17 protein-coding genes are annotated in these 18,093 nt (G+C 61.4%); 6 read left to right on the top strand and 11 right to left on the bottom strand.

What is annotated here, in order from left to right; translation table 11 throughout:
- Positions 1-42: 42 nt before the first annotated feature.
- The 7 genes from ACFOGH_RS03320 to ACFOGH_RS03290 all read right to left on the bottom strand — a co-directional run bounded on the left by ACFOGH_RS03320 (position 43) and on the right by ACFOGH_RS03290 (position 6,758).
- The gene (locus ACFOGH_RS03320; protein ID WP_380071635.1) at positions 43-453 is read right to left on the bottom strand and encodes a hypothetical protein; all 411 of its coding nucleotides are present in this window, start codon (positions 451-453) and stop codon (positions 43-45) included.
- 57 nt (positions 454-510) lie between these two features.
- Positions 511-951 carry a hypothetical protein gene (locus ACFOGH_RS03315; RefSeq protein WP_380071634.1) on the bottom strand — a complete coding sequence of 147 codons (441 nt, stop codon included), beginning with the start codon at positions 949-951 and terminating at the stop codon, positions 511-513.
- Positions 952-1,048: 97 nt separating this feature from the next.
- Complete coding sequence (locus ACFOGH_RS03310) at positions 1,049-1,600, bottom strand: sarcosine oxidase subunit gamma (protein WP_380071633.1); 552 nt, start codon at positions 1,598-1,600, stop codon at positions 1,049-1,051.
- The gene (locus tag ACFOGH_RS03305; RefSeq protein ID WP_380071632.1) at positions 1,593-4,601 is read right to left on the bottom strand and encodes a sarcosine oxidase subunit alpha family protein; all 3,009 of its coding nucleotides are present in this window, start codon (positions 4,599-4,601) and stop codon (positions 1,593-1,595) included. The genes ACFOGH_RS03310 and ACFOGH_RS03305 overlap by 8 nt, the downstream gene beginning before the upstream one ends.
- Positions 4,598-4,921: a sarcosine oxidase subunit delta gene (locus ACFOGH_RS03300; protein WP_380071631.1), complete on the bottom strand. Its 324-nt coding sequence runs from the start codon at positions 4,919-4,921 to the stop codon at positions 4,598-4,600. The genes ACFOGH_RS03305 and ACFOGH_RS03300 overlap by 4 nt, the downstream gene beginning before the upstream one ends.
- Positions 4,922-5,047: 126 nt before the next feature.
- On the bottom strand, positions 5,048-5,428 hold the full coding sequence (locus tag ACFOGH_RS03295; RefSeq protein ID WP_380071630.1) for a hypothetical protein: 381 nt from the start codon (positions 5,426-5,428) through the stop codon (positions 5,048-5,050).
- A gap of 82 nt (positions 5,429-5,510) precedes the next feature.
- A complete protein-coding gene (locus ACFOGH_RS03290) occupies positions 5,511-6,758 on the bottom strand; it encodes a sarcosine oxidase subunit beta family protein (protein ID WP_380071629.1) in 1,248 nt (415 codons plus the stop codon).
- Between the two features lie 190 nt (positions 6,759-6,948).
- On the opposite strand from ACFOGH_RS03290, the gene ccmI reads away from it, so the two are divergent.
- From ccmI to ACFOGH_RS03270, 4 genes are all read left to right on the top strand, one after another.
- Positions 6,949-8,157 carry a c-type cytochrome biogenesis protein CcmI gene (gene ccmI / locus ACFOGH_RS03285; protein WP_380071628.1) on the top strand — a complete coding sequence of 403 codons (1,209 nt, stop codon included), beginning with the start codon at positions 6,949-6,951 and terminating at the stop codon, positions 8,155-8,157.
- Positions 8,154-8,633 carry a Holliday junction resolvase RuvX gene (ruvX, locus tag ACFOGH_RS03280; RefSeq protein WP_380071627.1) on the top strand — a complete coding sequence of 160 codons (480 nt, stop codon included), beginning with the start codon at positions 8,154-8,156 and terminating at the stop codon, positions 8,631-8,633. The genes ccmI and ruvX overlap by 4 nt, the downstream gene beginning before the upstream one ends.
- Positions 8,626-8,862: a DUF1289 domain-containing protein gene (locus ACFOGH_RS03275; RefSeq protein ID WP_380071626.1), complete on the top strand. Its 237-nt coding sequence runs from the start codon at positions 8,626-8,628 to the stop codon at positions 8,860-8,862. Before ruvX ends, ACFOGH_RS03275 begins: the two co-directional genes overlap by 8 nt.
- A gap of 146 nt (positions 8,863-9,008) precedes the next feature.
- Entirely contained in the window at positions 9,009-9,902 is an 894-nt protein-coding gene (locus ACFOGH_RS03270) for a T6SS effector amidase Tae4 family protein (protein WP_380071625.1), read from the top strand.
- 5 nt (positions 9,903-9,907) lie between these two features.
- Here the strand turns inward: ACFOGH_RS03270 and ACFOGH_RS03265 are convergent, their stop codons facing one another.
- Together ACFOGH_RS03265 and ACFOGH_RS03260 are read right to left on the bottom strand one after the other, a co-directional pair.
- Positions 9,908-12,226, bottom strand: coding sequence for a calcium-binding protein (locus ACFOGH_RS03265; protein WP_380071624.1), 2,319 nt, complete (start codon positions 12,224-12,226; stop codon positions 9,908-9,910).
- Positions 12,227-12,515: 289 nt separating this feature from the next.
- Positions 12,516-13,334 (bottom strand): sulfite exporter TauE/SafE family protein, encoded by an 819-nt coding sequence (locus tag ACFOGH_RS03260; RefSeq protein WP_380071623.1) that lies wholly within the window; start codon positions 13,332-13,334, stop codon positions 12,516-12,518.
- Positions 13,335-13,489: 155 nt separating this feature from the next.
- On the opposite strand from ACFOGH_RS03260, the gene ACFOGH_RS03255 reads away from it, so the two are divergent.
- Positions 13,490-14,668, top strand: coding sequence for a multidrug effflux MFS transporter (locus ACFOGH_RS03255; RefSeq protein WP_380071622.1), 1,179 nt, complete (start codon positions 13,490-13,492; stop codon positions 14,666-14,668).
- Here the strand turns inward: ACFOGH_RS03255 and dusA are convergent.
- Together dusA and ACFOGH_RS03245 are read right to left on the bottom strand one after the other, a co-directional pair.
- Positions 14,644-15,654 carry a tRNA dihydrouridine(20/20a) synthase DusA gene (gene dusA, locus ACFOGH_RS03250; RefSeq protein WP_380071621.1) on the bottom strand — a complete coding sequence of 337 codons (1,011 nt, stop codon included), beginning with the start codon at positions 15,652-15,654 and terminating at the stop codon, positions 14,644-14,646. The two genes, ACFOGH_RS03255 and dusA, sit on opposite strands and share 25 nt — an antisense overlap.
- Positions 15,655-15,762: 108 nt before the next feature.
- Positions 15,763-17,154: an SLC13 family permease gene (locus tag ACFOGH_RS03245; RefSeq protein ID WP_380071620.1), complete on the bottom strand. Its 1,392-nt coding sequence runs from the start codon at positions 17,152-17,154 to the stop codon at positions 15,763-15,765.
- Positions 17,155-17,220: 66 nt separating this feature from the next.
- Between ACFOGH_RS03245 and ACFOGH_RS03240 the strand changes: the two genes are divergently transcribed.
- On the top strand, positions 17,221-18,033 hold the full coding sequence (locus ACFOGH_RS03240) for an AraC family transcriptional regulator (protein WP_380071619.1): 813 nt from the start codon (positions 17,221-17,223) through the stop codon (positions 18,031-18,033).
- Positions 18,034-18,093 lie beyond the last annotated feature (60 nt).

The following is an 18,093-nucleotide window of genomic DNA, read 5'->3' as shown; positions in this document are numbered from 1 at the left end:
TCCCGACTTCTTTACTTATTCCCGCGCAATGGCTGCCGACGCTCACTTGCTGCGGGTGCAGCGCCCTTCGCTCGAGAACTCGTTGTCATAGCCGACAGGCACGACGGTCAGGGACAAACGGCCATCAGCGAACACGCGGGCACGATATTTCCATGAGGTCGTGTTGGAGGGCCCCTTCAGCGATTTCAACTGCCAGTCGAAGACCACACGCACATCGCTTTCCGATTGCAGCTTGCCCGCAATCGGCTTGCCGACGGTATCCATGATGATCGGATCGTTGACCAGAACCTCACCTGTCGCGCGATCATACGAGATCACATATTCCGGCTGGATCACCGAATCCGAGCGCCCCGCCTCGGGTTTGCAATCATAGACCACCGGCTTTGCATCGGCAGCACTGGCGGCTACGGCCAAAGCAATCGCAACCAAACAACCTTCAACAAACGACTTCATATCCGCATTCCCTATCTAACGGCCGAAACACCTGACGCTTAACGTGCCAAAGACATACTACTTGGTTTTAGATTTTTTGGTCTTGCCGGTTTTCTCATCGATCACTTCACATTTACCCGAAGCCGTGAAGTTGATCGCCTCGCCCGGCACGCCCGCAGCCATCGCGGTCATTTTCGCCGTCATGGTTTTGGGATCGATAATATTGCGATAATACATCGTGGCGATGTTGTTATACATGTCCTTGACAGGTATTTTCCAACTGAACACCAGCTTATCGCCTCTTGTTTCAAGCTTGGCATCCAGCGGCTTGCCAGCCTTGTATTTGATGTAACCATCAATCACAGCCGCCGCCGGATCGCCTGCTTCGTAGGCGAATATGTAACGATCAGTGATAAAAGACTTTTCATTCGTCTTATACGTGCAATCCAAAACTGCGGCATTCAAAGACGACGCAACACACATCCCGGCGGCAACCGCCAAACCAATTTTAAGCATCATTTCCCATTCTGACCATGTCTGATTAAAAGCTAGCGGAGCAAATCTCCGCCAGCAAGAATGATCACGTCAAAATAAAAAAGAATCTGATGCGTGCGCCTTAGTCCAGCGCGCTGCCCGGCATTGCCGAATGGCTCAGCAACCCCATCACATAGGCTGCAACCGAGCGGAAGCAGACCAGACTGAAACCGTCGCCATCGCGCCAGAACGCCGCCGCGACCTGAGCCGCGCGCGTGCGGCGCAATTCTTTCGGCCCCAACGTGGCGAAATCGACCGGTGAAAGCTTGGACAAGACCTGATCTGCCTTGGCGCCTTCAATGCGGAACACCGCGCGGGCATCCGAAAGCGTCACGGCCAGATGGTGCTGACCCTTCAGCACGGAGGCAATCTTTGCCAGCGCCGCGTCTGTCTCACCGTAGGGCAGGATCAGCAGATATTCGTCCGGGCTCATCCAACCTGCCGCACGCTCGCCCGCGGTCTCAATCTGGCGCATGGCTGGAACTGACGTTCCGACGGCGGCCATGATCGCGTCGGCAAGCCCCGGCACATCCGGCTTGGCGCGCAGGGAAATCATCCCCAGCGGGCCGATTTCGCGCACCTTTGCAAAGCCGTCAAAAGAAGCATGACCCAAAGCGCTGACAGCATTAGACATTATTCTTCTCCCCGTCTTTGTCATAGAACACCGGATCAACAACCTTGGCCTTCACGGTGCCGCCGGTGATCGTGGTAAACTCCACCACATCGCCAATGCGATCCAAGCCGCCCTTGATCAACCCCATCGCAATGCCCTTCTTCAGGGTCGGCGAATGATAGGTCGAGGTGACGCGGCCCTGCGTATTGCCCTGCCCGTTGGCATTCTTGCCCGCAGCCGGAATATAAGCGCCGTCCTGAATGACCGAGCCGTCAAGCGTTTCAAACCCTGCCAACTTCCAGCGGTCTGGCGAGGCGAGGAAGGTGCGTTCCTGCCCGCGTTTGCCCAGATAATCGGCCTTTTTCTTCGAGATCGCCCAGCCAAGGTTCAAATCCTGCGGGATGATCGTGCCATCACTTTCGTCGCCGATCATGATAAAGCCCTTTTCGGCCCGCATGATGTGCAGGGCTTCGGTGCCATAAGGCATCGCGCCGAACTCGGCCCCTGCGGCGTGCAACGCTTCCCAGAACGCCATGCCCATGCTGGCCGGAACCGCGACTTCGTAGGAAAGCTCACCCGAGAAGCTGATCCTGTACACCCGTGCAGGAAAGCCACCCAAGGTGCCATCGGCCCATTGCATGAACGGCAGGGTTTCTTTGGAAACATCCATCCCGCCCAGTTTTTCCAACACTTTGCGCGCGTTAGGGCCAACGACTGCCACTTGCGCCAGTTGTTCGGTGACGTTGGCGGTGTAGACCTGCCAATCCCACCACTCGCATTGCAGCCAATCTTCCATCCAGGCGTGGATGCGATCCGCACCGCCCGAAGTGGTGTGGCAAAGCCAGGTATCCTCATCAATCCGCGCCACAACGCCGTCGTCGGACAGGAAGCCCTGCTCGTTGCACATCAGACCGTAGCGGCATTTGCCGACCGGCAAAGTGGACATCACACCAGTGTAGAGCATGTCGAGGAACTTGCCCGCATCCGGCCCTTTGACGATGATCTTGCCAAGGGTCGAGGCATCCAGCAGGCCCAGATTGGTCCGCGTATTTATCACCTCACGATGCACCGCTTGCTCGTGGTTCTCACCCGGGCGCGGGAAGGTGTAGGGGCGGCGCCACAGGCCGACAGGTTCGAAATACGCGTGGTTCTTTTCGTGCCAGACATGCATCGGCGTATTGCGCAAAGGTTGGAAGATCTCACCACGAGATTCGCCGGCCAAGGCACCCAGCGTTACCGGCGCATAAGGCGGGCGGAAGGTGGTGGTGCCGACTTGGGGGATTTCTTCATGCAAAGCATCAGCAAGCACGGCCAGTCCGTTGATATTGCTCAGCTTACCCTGATCCGTCGCCATGCCCAAAGTGGTGTAGCGCTTGGTATGTTCGACCGAGGTATAACCCTCACGCGCAGCAAGCTGCACGTCCGAGACTTTCACATCGTTCTGATAATCCAGCCACATCTTGGCCTTGAGCGCCGGGCCAGCACCCTGTGGCATGATCCAGACCGCTTCCATCGCAGCCTCGGGTGTTGCATCGGCTACAGCCGCCTTCGCCTCGGCCTTGAAGCCCGCCGCCTCTGCTGCAGCAGCACCGCCTTTGGCCGCGCAAACCAGCGCATCAGCCGCCGTCATCTTGCCATTGGCATTGCCGACCGGCACCACCATCGCCAGACCATCCGCGCCCGTCGGCGGACGCGCCGCATCGGGGCGGAAATGCGCGTGGGTGGTATCCCAGATCAGCTTGCCGCCGCAATGGCTCCACAGGTGAACCACCGGCGACCAGCCGCCCGACATCGCTACAGCGTCACAGGAAATTTCTTCCAGAACAGCGCCTTGGCCCGCTTGCGCGCAGATCGACACACCCGTCACCCGCTTGCCGCCCTTGACCTTGGCGATGGCCTTACCGGCCTCAACCCGGATGCCCATGGCGCGCGCGCGGGCGGGCAGATCGCCCGTCACCGAGGCCCGCGCATCCAGGATGCACGGCACCGACAGCCCCGCCTGAACCAGCGCGATCGCGGTGCGGTAGGCATCGTCGTTGTTGGTGACAACTACGGTGCGATCACCGGGAGAAACCGCATAATTCACCACGAAATCGCGCACCGACCCCGCCAGCATTACGCCGGGAATATCATTGCCTGCGAACGACAAAGGCCGCTCAATCGCCCCGGTTGCGGTGACGATCTGCTTGGCGCGAATACGCCACAGCCGCTTTTTCGGACGCCCGTCACCAGGTGTGGTATCAGCGACCTTTTCTTCCGCCAGCACATAGCCGTGGTCGTAAACCCCCGACCCCATCGTGCGCAGCCGCATCGAGACATTGTCAAGCGCGCCAAGGATTTGCACAGCTGAGTTAATCCAGACCTCAGCCGGTTTGCCTTCGATCACGTCACCATCGACAGGCGCACGACCGCCCCAATGCGCGGATTGCTCCAGCAGCATGACGCGCGCACCCGAAGCCCCCGCGACCAAAGCCGCTTGCAGGCCCGCAATGCCGCCGCCGAGGATCAACACATCGCAGAAGCTGTAGGTGTATTCGTAGCGATCCGCGTCACGCGCCGTCGGGGCTTTGCCCAAACCAGCCGAGCGGCGAATGATCGGCTCGAACAGATGTTTCCACGCCGCACGCGGCCACATAAAGGTTTTATAGTAGAACCCACCCGGCAGGAACCGCGCCAGCGTGTTGTTGATCACGCCCACGTCGAATTCCAGACTGGGCCAGTGGTTCTGACTGGCGGATTCCAGCCCGTCGAACAACTCGGTCGTGGTGACACGCTGGTTGGGTTCAAACCGGCCATCGCGGCCCAGACCAACAATCGCGTTCGGCTCTTCCGGTCCTGCCGCCACAATCCCGCGCGGACGGTGATATTTGAAGCTGCGGCCCAGCAGCATCTGATCATTGGCGAGCAACGCCGCCGCAAGAGTATCCCCTGCCAGCCCGCGCAACTTCTTGCCGTTGAACGAAAATTCCTGCGGGGCCGAGCGGTCGATCAACCGCCCACCTTTTGAAAGCCGGGTGCTCATTTGTAGCCCTTCCAGTCCGGCCGTTTGGCCTTGATCTTGTCTTGCAGGTCGGCGGGCGGTGCCGACGATTGTGCGGGATAGGTGCCGAACACCTCCAGCGTGTTGGTGTCACGCGCGGCCAAAAACCATTTGCCGCAGCCATAGGCGTGGCGCCAACGTTCGAAATGCACGCCCTTGGGGTTCTTGCGGGCAAACATGTAGGCCTCAAATTCCTCATCCGAAGAACCGGGGCCAAAGCGCTTGAGATGCGCCTCATAGCCCGGCGTCAATTCGGTTTCCTCGGCTTTGACGCCGCAATAGGGGCATTCCAGAATCAGCATAGCGTCATCCCTGTTGGCAAATTCGAAGCAAGCGCCACAGGCCCTTGCGGATACGGAAAAAGGGCGGACACCGCACGGTGTCCGCCCAATATTGTCAGATCAATGCCAGCCGTCAGGCCGCCAATGTTACGGGTTGGCAGGTGCTGCCGGAGGCGTGGCAGGAGCCGGGTCTGCGGGCGCAGGCACAACCGGGTCAGCCGGAGCGGGAGCAACCGGATCGGCAGGGGCCGGGGTGACAGGGTCAGCTGGGGCTGGCGCAACTGGGTCAGCCGGCGCTGGTTGGACAGGGTCAGCCGGAGCTGGTGCCGGCGTTGCCGGGGTTTCGACGGTGACGTTGTTTGTGTCGCCGGTGTTTTTCGCGCCCATATTGCTGTCTCCGAAAACAAACCACAAAAGCAGTGCCACAGCGACGACAAGGCCGCCGACGATGAAGCCCAAGTTGCTTGCAGGTTTTGGTTCGGTGACGCGGATGTCGCGTTCAGGCGGCGTGCGATATTCTTCAGCCATGGGGAAGTCTCCTTGCAGAGTGTATCTGGCAAGGCAACGCGCGAAAATGCGTTATGGTTCCCCAAGGCGGCGTGGGCCTGCATCAGTGCGCCACCCCGGCGGCCACGGATTCGTCGATAAACTGGCCTTCCTTGAAGCGCCACATGTTGAACGCCTCGGCCAAAGCCCCCGGCTCGCCCTTGGCCATCAGCTCGGCCATCGCCCAGCCTGATCCCGGAATGGCCTTGAAGCCGCCGGTGCCCCAGCCGCAGTTGATAAAGCAATTGCCCAGCGGGGTTTTCGAGATGATGGGCGAACGGTCGCCGGTCATGTCCACAATACCGCCCCACTGCCGCAGCATTTTCAGACGCGAGATCATCGGGAAGGTTTCGATCAACGCACGCAGGGTTTCCTCGATATGGTGGAAAGAGCCGCGCTGGGTGAAGTTGTTGAATCCGTCGGTGCCGCCGCCGATCACCATCTCGCCCTTGTCGGATTGCGACATGTAGCCGTGCACGGTGTTGGCCATCACCACCACATCCATGCAGGGCTTGATCGGCTCGGACACCATGGCCTGCAAAGCCACAGCCTCAACCGGCAGACGGAAGCCCGCCATTTCAGCCACTTGCCCCGAATGGCCCGCCACCACAACGCCCAGCTTCTTGCAGCCGATAAAGCCCTTGGTGGTCTCCACCCCGGTGACAACGCCGTTTTCCTGCGTGACGCCCTTCACCTCGCACTGCTGGATAATGTCCATGCCCATGTCCGAGCACGCCCGCGCATAGCCCCAAGCCACCGCATCATGCCGCGCGGTGCCGCCACGCGCCTGATACAAAGCCCCCAAAATCGGATAGCGCGGCCCGTCGATGTTGATGATCGGCACCAGTTCTTTGACCCGCTGCGGCGAAATCCACTCGGTCGCCACCCCTTGTAGGTTGTTGGCATGCACCGTGCGCAGATAGCCGCGCACCTCGTGATGCGTCTGCCCCAGCATCAGCAGGCCGCGCGGACTGAACATCACGTTATAGTTCAGATCTTGCGACATCGTCTCATAAAGGCTGCGCGCCTTCTCATAGATCGCAGCCGAGGGGTCTTGCAGATAGTTCGACCGGATGATTGTGGTGTTGCGCCCGGTGTTGCCACCGCCGAGCCAGCCCTTTTCGATCACCGCGACATTGGTGATGCCGAAATTCTTGCCCAGATAATAGGCCGTCGCCAACCCGTGCCCGCCAGCCCCTACGATGATCACATCATAGGCCTTTTTCGGGGCCGGAGCCGCCCAGGCGCGCTCCCATCCAAGGTGATGATTCATCGCTTGTTTGGCGATGGCGAATACCGAATAGCGTTTCATGGGCTGGCCCCCTTATCTTCTGCCGCTTATCGCGTGATCCCTGTTTTTATCCCGCACCACCAGCGGCACAATCGGGAAAATTGCGACACGCGCGGCGGTTTTGAACCAAGCGTGAAGCCTGCGGCAGAATCCCCCCTTTTGTCATGCGGGCAAACCGCCTACATCGGGGCCAGATATCAAGGGGCGGATGATGCAGGATTGGATCTTTTGGGCTGCGGTGGTGGCGCTGACGGCTGGGGTGACGGCGATCCTGTTGCAAGCCTATCGCCGCGGAGATGCGGCCAGCGACGGCGATGCAGCGCTGAAGGTCTACCGCGATCAGTTGGCGGAAGTGGACCGCGACGCGGCCCGTGCCGTGATCTCGCCTGCCGAGGCCGAGCGGGTGAAGATCGAGGTCTCGCGCCGCCTGCTGGATGCCGACCGCGCCCGCCCTGCGCCCACCGCCAGTGGCAAGGCAGCCCTGCTGCCGATGGCCGTGGGACTGGGGCTGGCAGCCTGCGCGGCACTTTATCTTTACGACCGTCTCGGCGCGCCCGGCTATGGCGATCTGCCACTGTCGGACCGTATCGCGATGGCTGAACAAGCCTATACTGACCGCCCCAACCAAGAGGCTGCCGAGGCCGCGGCCCCTGCCCCCGCCGCCGCGCCGCAGCCCGATGCCGAATTCACCGCGCTGATGGAAAAGCTGCGCGCCGCCGTCGCGGCCCGCCCGGATGATCAGCAAGGCCTTGCCCTGCTTGCAAAAAACGAAGCCCAACTTGGCAACTATGTCGCCGCCCGCAAAGCGCAACAGCATCTGCTTGATCTGATCGGCGACAAGGCATCCGCCAATGATCACGCCGGGCTTGCCCAGACCATGATCTTCGCCGCTGGCGGGGTGGTGACGCCCGAGGCCGAACAGCACCTGATCCGCGCCCTGCAAATTGATCCGACCAATCCGCTTGCCCGCTATTTCTCGGGCCTGATGTTTGCCGAAATCGGCCGCCCCGACCGTGCCTTTGCCCTGTGGGAGCCGCTGCTCCGCGAAGGCCCCGCCGACGCCCCATGGATTGCGCCGATCCGGGGCATGTTGCAAGACACCGCCGATGCGGCTGGCATCAAGTACCAACTGCCCGACGCGAAAGGCCCCTCGGCCGAAGATGTCGCCAACGCGGGCCAGATGTCGGCGCAAGATCGGCAAGACATGATCAAGGGTATGGTGGCCCAGCTTGAAACCCGGCTGACCAGCGAAGGCGGCCCGGTGGAAGAATGGGTCAAGCTGATCTCGTCGCTGGCTGTGCTGGGCGAAAAAGATCACGCCAAGGCGATCTATGAAAAGGCTGTGCAGACGTTCAAAAGCGATGACGCAGCCCTTGGCAAGATCGAAGCCGCCGCCTCTGATGCCGGGGTCACGCCGTGATCCTGACCGAAATCAGCGAATTTCTCGCCGCCCTGCCACCGGGACGCGCCATCTGCGGGCTTGATCTGGGCGACAAGACCATCGGCATCGCGGTGTCTGACCTGCGCCGCTCTGTCGCCACGCCGATCCACACCGTCCGCCGGGTAAAATTCACCACCGACGCCGCCGAATTGCTGGCAGTGCTGACTGAGCGCAATGTGGCAGGCATCATCCTTGGCCTGCCCCTGAACATGGACGGCAGCCCCGGCCCGCGCGTGCAGTCAACGCAAGCTTTCGCGCGCAATCTGGTCAAGCTGACCGATCTGCCGATCACCTTCTGGGATGAACGCCTGTCGACCGTCGCCGCCGAACGCGCGCTGCTTGAGGGTGACACCTCTCGCAAGCGCCGCCGCGAGGTCATTGACCAGATCGCCGCAAGCTATATCCTGCAAGGCGTGCTGGATCGGCTGGGCTATATGAGCAAAACCAATGGATGAAGTCTGGAAACGCGCCGAGATTGAATCTCCTTGCGTCAAGCTTTGCGTCGTCCACTCCGAGGCCCGCATCTGTGTCGGCTGCTACCGCAGCATCGACGAAATCGCAGGCTGGTCGCGCCTGACACCAGACCAGCGCCGCGCCATCATGGCCGAACTCCCGGCCCGCGCCAGCACTCTCACCAAACGCCGCGGTGGCCGGATGGCCAGAATGACCAACCCCGAACGCTGACACCGCCGCTCTGGTCATCCTCTCTGCCTAAATATCCCCCGCGGAGCGTTCCCCGCCCAGCCCCGCGCACAAACGTTGACACGACTCGCCCCAAGGCGCAGCCTGCTTTCATATTTCAAAGCCGTTTTCAGCGAGACGAGGTTGCCATGCCAATTCCCACCCTGGGGCAAATCCCTGTGGATTTTGCCACCCTGCGCGCCGGATATCCCACCTACAACCGCCTGCCCAAGCATATCAGCGACTACATGGATGCGCTGAACCAAGGCAATACCGGCCCGCGCAACACGCCTTGTTGCTTTCAGGTCTCCGAAGCGCTGAACCTTGCAGGCCCCGAACACAATATCCCCGCCCGCAGCTATCGGCGCGCCTGTGCGCGGCTGGGGCAGAACTATTATCTGGGCGCAGTTGATGAGTTGGAGACTTATCTCACCAACCGTTACGGTCGCGGCGATACGGTGTATTCCGGCCCGGCGCATGGCGATATCCACGCCATCAAGGCCCGCCTTGCAGGCCGCGCCGGTATCATCACCTTCCGCGACAATGGCTATGGCCTGCATACCGAATTGTGGAACGGCGAACATATCATCCAGAACGGCGCGCCGGGCTCGAACGGGGCTGGCATGTCCGAGCGCGGCATCTTTGGCGTGCCGCGCATTGTGTTCTGGGCCTGCACTGGCGATGATGCGCGCGATCCGATGCCCGCCTGGGCGGTCGGCTGGTGGCAGATCGAGACCGTAACCGAGCCGTATTACTACTATATTTCGGATCAATACGTGGTGTTCTACACCACCCGCCGCCCCGAAAACATCCTGACGCAACCCGTGCGCGGCGCGCTGATGCAGGGCATCGTCACCCTGAATGACACCCGCCCCGGCCTGTCGATCCAGTGGGAACCTTCGGCAGATGGCGAAACCACCGAGACCTATGTGCTGGATGCCGAACCGGGCCATATGACCGGCAGCATCAACAACACCCTGCCCGCGCTGGCCACCAAGATGACCCTCGCCATGCCAGCCCCGCCGCCGCGACGCAGGCGATAAACGGGTCACGCGATCAGAATATCGTCCAGCAATGCCTCTCTGGTGGTGTTCAGAACGACCAGCCCATCGCCTTCGCCAAAGCTGAAAATCACATTCGCGCCGGACTGCACCGCATAACTCAAAGCTTGCGCTGCGGTCGTCACCCCGGCGAAGCCCGCGATCACCAAGGTATCGACGTTGTCCTGAAAATCCATCACCCGATCGGCGCCCGAGGTTTTCGCGAAGATGAATTGATCCGCGCCCTCCCCCCCGGTCAGAAAATCCCGCCCGGTGCCGCCATCCAGCCTGTCATTGCCAGCACCACCGATCAAGCTGTCCTGACCGTCAAGCCCGTAAAGCCGGTCATTGCCGGCCCCGCCGGTCAGCCGATTGGCCAAGGCATTGCCAGTGCCAATGAAACTGCCGGTGCCGATGAAACTGAGATTTTCGATCTGCGTTTGCACCTCAAGACCAGCCCGTGTCAGCGAATAGACCTGTGCCGTGCTCAGCACCGTATCCACCCCTGCGTCCACCAGTTCGCGCACCATATCTGCGGCTTGATCGACGACATAGGTGTCATTGCCCATGCCGCCATCCAGCAGGTCACGGCCTGTGCCGCCGTCCAGCCGATCATTCCCGTCCGCACCCGTCAGGCTATCCTGCCCGTCCAAACCGTAAAGGCGATCACTGCCCGCACCGCCGGTCAGCCGATTGGCCAATTCATTTCCCGTGCCGGTGAAATTGCCGGTGCCGATGAAGGTCAGATGCTCAACCTGAGTCTGCGCCTCCAGCCCCGGCCGGGTCAGCGAATAGACCCGCGCCATGCTCAGCACCGTATCGACACCCTCGCCCACCAATTCGCGCACGGAATCTGCTGTTTGATCAACGATATAGGTGTCATTGCCCAGCCCGCCATAAAGCTGATCGCGTCCGATACCGCCATCCAGCCGGTCATTGCCGCGCCCGCCAAACAGCGCATCAATGCCGCCGCCGCCGATCAAATTGTCAACACCGTCCTGACCGAACAGAAAATCATCGCCCGCGAATCCCGAGAGCTGATCATTGCCGGTGCCGCCATAAAGAAAATCATTCGAGGTGGCACGGCCGTTAATGGTATCATTGCCCGCATAGCCAAAGCCAAACCCGGCATATTCCGAGACATCGCCACTCGCTTCGCCTGCGGTGATCTCATAGCCTTCGTTGCGCAGGTTTACTCTGACCATGTTGACGCCCACGACCGTGCCCGCGGCCTGTGCAGCCGTGCCCTGCTGGCCCAGCGAATAGGCGTTCATCGCATGGGCCAGCGAATGCTGATGCCGCGCGGTCAGCGAGCCATCGGCGTTGATCACCATCAGGCTGGACGCGCCGGTTTGCAGACCCGGAAACCAACCAAGGCCGATGCCATGTGCCGCGAACCATTCATAACTTGCGGTGGCAAGATCGACCTCGTCCAACGCGGTTCCCGGATCATCGACTTTGCCATCGGCATTGGTTTCAGTGACCAGCAAGGCATCGCCAGCGACAGCGCCGAACAGGCTATCGAGCAACCGCGTCAGTTCGGCAGTTGTGTTCGGCACCTCGGTGCCCATCCAACCGGGATAGAGATGCGACGACCACACCAGATTGTCGCCCACTCCCGTGCGCAGATAGTCCAACGCGGAAACGCCGCCAATCTGCGTGCCTGCCAGCGTCAGGAAATCTCCGTTATAGCCCCAGCCCCCGACAAGGATATGGCCCGGCACCCGCGCCTCGATCAGTTCCGTCAACGCGATCACATGATCCGCGTAAAGCTGCACGAAATCGGACTTACCCAGATCGCCTTGCGTGCCATTGGCGCGCACCGAATGTTTGTAGCCCGCGGATTCGTTCATCAACTCCCAGCCATAAACCGCATCCTCGACGGTCTGGTGCTGATCCATCCAATCAAGCATCCGGGTCCACGCACCTGCCACATCACCGTAATTGGCCTGCAGGGCATCATAGGCCTCGGCATTGCTCAGGGCGGGCCAGCCTTCGCTGCCGCGCCCGATGTTTTGCGCATCGCCCCCGGCATAGACCATGGTCAACTGATAGCCCGCAGCAACTGCCGCCGCCAGAAACCGTTCCATCTGCGGATGCAGGCTGCCATCTGGATTGAACGAGTATTCGTTGAACTGAATGCGCAGGTTGTTCACCAGCGGCAAGGCGGTGCGGATGCTCGCCACGAATTGTTCGGGGTTGCCGTACATGTCTTGCGGGATCAGTTGCACCGGATCTTGCCAGACCCCACCCGAGCCATCGGCGGCCTTCATCACGATGTTGATCATCGCAATATCGCTTGTCGATGTCGCAGCCAAAGATCCCATAGCCAGCAGCCTTTGCACATAAGCCCAACCGCGCCGCCAAGGCCCCCCAGCCCAGGCAGACACGTGCTAACCGCAGCCACAGTGCTGGCGATCAACCTCAGGCAAGGCTTGGCGGAACTTCATGGTCAAACTTGGGCAACTTTGCGCAGACGGCGGGGCCATTTGCGCGCAGATACGCGTCCCAACCGCACGGCTTCAGGCTATGAATCTTAACAATCCGTAAAATTCTATTCGTAAGGATATGATTTTAATAGGTTAAATTTGGTCCCGAGTTGGGACGGCACCTGTTCTACCAGCCCGCAACCTTGCGCAGCATATTCAGAGCCACCAAGGTGATGAACAGCGCAAACGCCCGTTTCAACGGTTTGGGGTCCATCGCATGTGCCAGTTTCACCCCCCAAGGCGTCGTCAGCATGGTCGATCCGATCACCACCAGAAACGCGGGCAGATTGACGGCCCCCACAGTATAGGGCGGCGCGTTCTCAATCGGCACGAACAGGAAGCCCAGCACCGAAGGCGTCGCAATCAACACCCCCAGCCCCGCAGCCGTTGCCACCGCCCGATGGATCGGCACGCCATAAAGGCTCATCAACGGCACGCCGAACGTCCCGCCGCCGATCCCCATCATTGCCGAGCAAAACGCCAGCACCGACGCCATGATCGCCCGCAACGGCTGCCCCGGCAGCGCCGCGCCCAGCCGCCATGTCGGCCGCCCGAACGCCATGTAAAGCCCCGCCAACCCAGCCAGCACGCCAAACACCACCTGCAACACCACGGATTTCACCATGGATGCCACCAAGGTTCCCGCCAAGGCTCCCGCGATGATGAACGGTGCCCAGTCGCGCAACATCTGCCAATCCACCGCACCCTTCTTGTGATGCGACGCCACCGAGCGCGGCGAAGTCACCACGATCGTCGCAAGCGAGGTCGCGACACAAATCTGCATCAGTTGCGGCCCGTCATAGCCCAGATGAGTGAAGGCATAGAAAAATGCAGGCACCAGAACGATGCCGCCGCCCACTCCAAGCAGCCCCGCCACAACCCCGGCCACGCCACCAATCACGAACAAGAGCGCCACCATCGGCAACAATTCATTCATATCAGGCATGGCGGCTGTTCCCTCGGCTACGGCAGTTCAGCGCAGGCTTAGCCCGACTTGGCCCGGCATACCAGCCGTTCATGGCTTCCCCTCGGCCACAATCCCGGCTAAACCCGCCCCCTTGTCCGACATTTGAGGTTATTATGCCAAAATCCGTATCCCTGATGCGCTACTCTCTGATCCTTGGCCTTGTTGCCGCCGTCGGGCCGTTCGCGATTGACATGTATCTGCCCGCGATGCCCGATATTCAGGCGCATCTGGGCACCTCGATGCAGGCGGTGCAGTGGACGATCGTGGCCTATTTCCTCGCCTTTGGTCTGGCGCAAATGATTTACGGGCCGTGGGCCGATCAGGCAGGCCGCAAGCCGCCGATGTATGCGGGCCTTGCCCTGTTCATGATCGGCACGGTGATCTGCGCGCTGGCCCCAACGGTCGAGGTGCTGATCTTTGGCCGCTTTATTCAAGGCATTGGCGGTGCTGCCAACATGGTGGTGCTGCGCGCCATGATCCGCGACCTTGCCACCGGGGCAGATGCCACGCGCATGATGTCCACGATCATGATCGTCATCGCGATTTCGCCGCTGCTGGCACCGCTGTCTGGCTCGGCACTGCTGGCGTTTGGCACTTGGCGGCTGGTGTTCTGGGCGCTGTTGCTGGCGGCAAGCCTGAGCTTTTTCCTGATCTACTTCATGGTGGACGAGACGCTGTCCGCCGAAAACCGGCAACGCTTTGATGTAGCGACCATGCGCAAGGGTCTGGGCGTGCTGTTCACCGACCGCGGCTTTCTGGCGCTGACCTTTCTGGCCGGGTTCGCCTTTGCCAGCTTTTTCGTCTTCATCGCCTCGGCGTCTTTTGTCTACACCGGGCAATTCGGCCTAAGCCCGACGCAGTTCTCGTTTGCTTTCGCAATCAATGCCTTTGGCTTCTTCACCGCATCGCAATTCGCCGCCACGATCAGTCGCAAGGTGGGGGCGAAGAAGATGATCGTCGTTGCCACCACCGGCTTTGCGCTGGCGACCTTCGCCCTGTTCGGGTTGGCCCTGTTGGGATTTGCCAACCTTTACGTGACCATCGCGGGGTTGTTTCTGGCAAACATGTTCCTTGGCGTTGTGTTGCCCACAGCACAAGTGCTGGCGCTGGAGGAACAGGGCGAACATGCGGGCCTTGCGGCATCTTTGGGCGGCACCATGCAGATGGTCGCCGCAGGTGTGCTGGTGGCGGCGACGGGGCCGTTCATGAATGGCACAGTGGTGCCCATGCTGGGCGCGATTGCGCTGTGTGGTTTGATTTCACTGGCTCTGTCGCGGCTGGTGCCGCGTCAGGCAGCGCTGGCAGCCAAGTGAAGCTCGGCCAGGGCTGCATCCAGCACTTCAAGCCCCGCGCCGGGTTTGTTGGCGCGCTCTGACAGCACCCGGCGCCAACCGCGCGCGCCGGGACGCCCGGTAAACGTGCCCAGCATGTGCCGGGTGATCTGGTGCAGCCGGCCACCTTCGGCGATGTGGATCTGAATATAGGGCCGCATCGCCTCGACCGCGCCAAAGGCATCAAGGCCCGCGGCATCGCCCCACAGAGCATCCGCACCGACCAGCACGCTGGAGGGATCGTGATAGGCCGCACGACCCAGCATGACGCCGTCAAGACCCTGATCAAGCAGAGCTTTCGCCTGCTCCAGCGAGGTGATGCCACCATTGATGCAGATCGTCAGATGCGGAAATGCCGCCTTCATCCGCAGCACAAGGTCATAGTTGAGCGGCGGAATCTCGCGGTTTTCTTTTGGTGACAAGCCTTTCAGCCAGGCCTTGCGGGCGTGGATGATGAAATGCGAAACCCCGGCCGCCGACACCTTTTCCAGAAAATCAGGCAGCACCAGTTCGGGGTCTTGCTCATCCACGCCGATGCGGCATTTCACCGTCACCGGCACATCCGCCTCGGCCCGCATCGCTGCAACGCATTCAGCGACCAGCGCCGGACGCTCCATCAACACCGCGCCAAAGCAACCCGACTGCACCCGGTCCGAAGGGCAGCCGACGTTCAGGTTGATCTCGTCATATCCCCAGTCGCGCGCGATCCGCGTGGCTTCCGCCAGTTCGCGCGGGTCAGAGCCACCGAGTTGCAGCGCCACCGGATGCTCGACGGCGCTGTAATCCAGCAGGCGGTGTTTCGGCCCATGCAGGACGGCGGCGGATGTCACCATCTCGGTGTAAAGCATGGCGCGGCGGGTCATCAAGCGATGAAAAACACGGCAATGCCGGTCTGTCCATTCCATCATCGGCGCGACCGACAAGCGGTGCGCCGTTGATTTCTCTGCATTTTCCACGCCAGTCGCCACAATATCATCCCGCCAAGATAGCCGGTAAACTAGCGCGCGTGACGCGGGAAGCCAACCCCGTTCGACGGAGCGGGTGGATCGCCCCATTCTGCCCCATCGCGCAGCGCCTCAGATCCAGCCGAGCAGCCGCCACCACAGATAGTCCAGCGGCAGCAGCAAAAGCAGCGTAACAGCCGCCAGCCGCAGCAAAACCCGGGCCAAAGAGCCGACCTTCTCACCGGAAAGCCCCATTGCAACCACGAGTGGCGCCACCTGATATGGCAGCAGCACTGTGGAAAAGCCCACGACCTGCGTCATCAGCACGGCGGGCAGGTCAAAGCCGCTTGCCTGCGACAGGCCTTCCGCCATAGGGGTCAGTACCGATGGCACGCTGGGAACGGTCGTCAGAACCCCCGTCAGCATCGACATCAGCGACAATGCCGCGAAATTCCCCGCCGTGGCCCCCGGATGCAGTGGCAACACCGCCTGCAACCCCTGCCCGATCAGCGCGCCAAGCCCCGAGGCATTGACCAACGCCCCCACGGCCAGCGCGCCCACCACGAACAGCAGCAAGCCAAAGTCCACCGCCGCCTTGAACGCCTGCGGCGAGACCACGCCAAACCCAGGGCTGAGCAACACGACTGCCGCCGCCAGCCCGACCCAAGCCGCATTCACGCCGTGCAACGCATCTGTCATCCACAAAAGCAGCGTCAGCAGCAACACGGCAGCCACCCGCAACTGTGCTGATCTGTCAGCGGGCGCTGTCACCTTGGTATCCGCCACCTTCTGCGCGGCCACCTCTGCCGGAAACATCCGCAACACTAGCGCCGCCGTTACTGCCGATTTCGCCAATCCGAGAACCGGATAATGCAGCAGCAGATAGCCCATATAACCAAAATGCGTGCCATAAATCGTCTCTGCCGCGCCCGACAACACCATGTTGGGGATATTCGCCGGCAGAATGGCAAAGCTTGGCATGTTGCAGGCGATGGCTAGCGTCACCGCAATGCCGATCCGCCCGTTTGAGCCGGGCGCAAACCCGGCCCGATCCGCCAAGGCCATGCCGATCGGCACCAGCACAACCGCCCTGCCCACCGAGGACGGCATGACAAAGCCCAGCACCATCGCGACCAACGTCAAGCCAAAGATCATCCTTGCATAGCTGCCGTCCAGCACCGGAGCCAAAGCCTGCGCCAACACCCTGCCCAACCCCGAAGCGCTGATCGCAGCCCCGATCACAAAGCCCGAGACGATCAGCCAGACAGCGGTAGAGCCAAAGCCCGCGAATACCAAATCCGCCGGGGCCAGCCCCAACACCAGCACCACCGCAAACAGCACCAGACTGGCGAAATAGCTGGGCACCACCCCGCTGGCCCAGAATCCCAGCGTCACCAGCACAACCGCTAGAATCCGCGCCTGCGCCAGCGTCAAGACGGCAGGCGACCACACCGCCAGCACAAGGGCGCCCGCGATTACAGCCGCCATCATCGCCTGCTTGCCTGAGAATCCAATCCGCTGCATCCGCCTGCTCCATTCGCTTTCGGGCAGACACTAGCCGCAAGACCGCGATTGCGTTAGACCTGCATCATGTCAAAACATATCGCTGAAACGCCAAATCAAGCCCCCAGCGCCATCGGTTATCAGCAAGACCCGGCGCGCCCGATCCTTGCGCATGGCCGCACCATGCCGCCGCAAGACGGCATCGCCCCGCATCGCCACCCACGCGCGCAACTGCTATGGGCAACGGCAGGCGTTTTGCGCGTGACGGCTGGGGCGGAAACCTGGATCGTGCCAACCAGCCACGCGGTCTGGGTGCCCGCTGATGTGCCGCATGCGGTGCAGACCGAAACCGAGGTGCAGATCCGCAATCTCTATATCGACGCGTCCCGCCCGTTGCGGCCCGGCAATCGCACCTGTGCTGTTCTCAGCCTCAGCGACCTTATGCGTGCGCTGATCCTGCGTCTGCATACCGAGAGCACGGCCACGGCCTACTCGCCGCGCTTGCTACGCCTGTGCGATGTGATCGCGGATGAGATTGAGGCTCTGCACGAAGCACCCCTGCACCTGCCGGGCGGGCAAGATCGCCGTCTTGTGCGGCTGACGCGCCATCTGATGAACCACCCTGACGATGCGACCACCCTGCCCGACCTTGCCCGCAGTGCGGCCACCAGCCCGCGCACGCTGGAACGGCTGTTCAGGCAGGAAACCGGCCTCAGCTATCGGCAATGGCGCGCGCGGCAACGCCTTTTGCTGGCGATTGAGCGTCTGACGCGCGGGGAAAGCAGCGCGACCATCGCCTATGCCTTGGGCTACGGCAGCCCAAGCGCCTTTACGGCCGCTTTCCGTGCAGCCTTTGGCACCCCGCCGCAAAGCTTCCTGAAAACCACCTCACCCGCCTGATGCGTGCAAGTTGGCGCGGGGGCCGTTAAGCCCCACGCGCCAAGATCTGCACCAATCGAC

Origin of the sequence: Cypionkella sinensis, assembly GCF_042646385.1 — a bacterium.
Classification (GTDB): Bacteria; Pseudomonadota; Alphaproteobacteria; order Rhodobacterales; family Rhodobacteraceae; genus Cypionkella; species Cypionkella sinensis.
This window is presented reverse-complemented; position numbering and strand designations above follow the sequence as displayed.